General features: G+C 50.7%; 2 protein-coding genes. Both read left to right on the forward strand.

The features are described from left to right. Nucleotides 1-199 precede the first annotated feature (199 nt). Nucleotides 200-577 (forward strand): hypothetical protein, encoded by a 378-nt coding sequence (locus METPAY_RS09675; protein WP_048151890.1) that lies wholly within the window; start codon nt 200-202, stop codon nt 575-577. Between the two features lie 70 nt (nt 578-647). Next, on the forward strand, nt 648-1,364 hold a 717-nt coding region (locus METPAY_RS09680; RefSeq protein ID WP_052418762.1), incomplete at its 3' end, for a radical SAM protein.

Consider the following 1,364-nt stretch of genomic DNA (forward strand, 5'->3'; position numbering starts at 1 on the left):
CGGCGGGAATTCTTCGACTGAGGAGGTCGGAGAAGCTGTCATAAAGAGACTTACCTGACTTTAAAGGAAGTCTGAAAGAAATAAAAAGGGGCCGGACTGAACCCGGTCTCCTACAATTTTAAAAAATATTAAATTTTGATAATTTTGTAAAAAATTATAAATACACGATTGACCTATCCACTCCCTTGAGCTGATTGCTATGCCACCAGTCAGATTAAATGCAGTAAAATTCCAGAAGGCAATTATCGACCGTGACATCCTGGTCAGATACCTTGTGGTTATAGACTGGCCTAATGAAAGGCTCGGGGACATCGTCAAGGTCTCCCCGACCAGTGAATTCAACAAATACATCGCACAGATGCTGAACACCTATATCAACAAAAACCAAATCCCGGACATGGAAGTCGCCCCGGCGATAATGAACATGGCCGACGACTATCTTACAGGGAACGATATAGTCCTTAAAGCAGGGGACTATTACGCACTCCAGACTCACTTCAGGAATATGAAGAAGACGGCTGTGAAGAGCACCAAAACAACTGCCGCTGCGACACGCAAGAAAACCGTTGCCAAATAACAGCGGGGAATTCAATAATCCGGGGACTTGAGAGAGATTTCTCCCTCCTTCCCCCTCTTAAAGGCATTTTATGAATTTTGAAGTATTTCCTTTGATCATCGGCTGGGAACTGACCCTCGAATGCAATATGCGGTGCAAACATTGCGGTTCCACGGCGGGTGCGAAAAGGCCTAACGAACTGACAACCAAAGAGGCCCTCGATCTCTGCGACCAGTTCCCCGATCTCCTCGTCCAGGAAGTGGATATTACGGGCGGCGAACCGCTCCTGAGAAAAGACTGGACGATTATCGCCGGACATCTCCAGGATCTCGGCATTCCTGTAAACATACTGACGAACGGGCTGGTCATGGACAACGAGATGATCGCGAAGATGAAAGAGCTGGATATAAGGGCGGTGGGCCTGAGCATCGACGGGCTCCGGGAGGTTCACGACCGGTTCCGCAACTACAGGGGCTCATACGAGAAAACGCTGAACGCGGTGCGGCTTATGCAGGAGGCGGGAATCAAGTACAATATCATCACGACCGTAAACAAAGAGAATCTCGACCAGCTCCCTGCGATGCATGATGTCTTCAGGGATCTCGGCGTCCGCCACTGGCGGCTCCAGCCGCTGATTCCGATGGGGCGTGCACTCCAGAACCCCGGTCTCGAACTGAACGACGAGGACATGCTCGCACTCGGGAATTATATCCGGAAGCAGGCCGCAGATCCCGATCCCGTCAAGCCCGATATCATGTGCAGCGACGGGCTGGAGTATGTCAAACCCGGCATCGGCGGACCGTGGAGA

It is taken from the genome of Methanolacinia paynteri (assembly GCF_000784355.1).
GTDB classification, from domain to species: domain Archaea; phylum Halobacteriota; class Methanomicrobia; order Methanomicrobiales; family Methanomicrobiaceae; genus Methanolacinia; species Methanolacinia paynteri.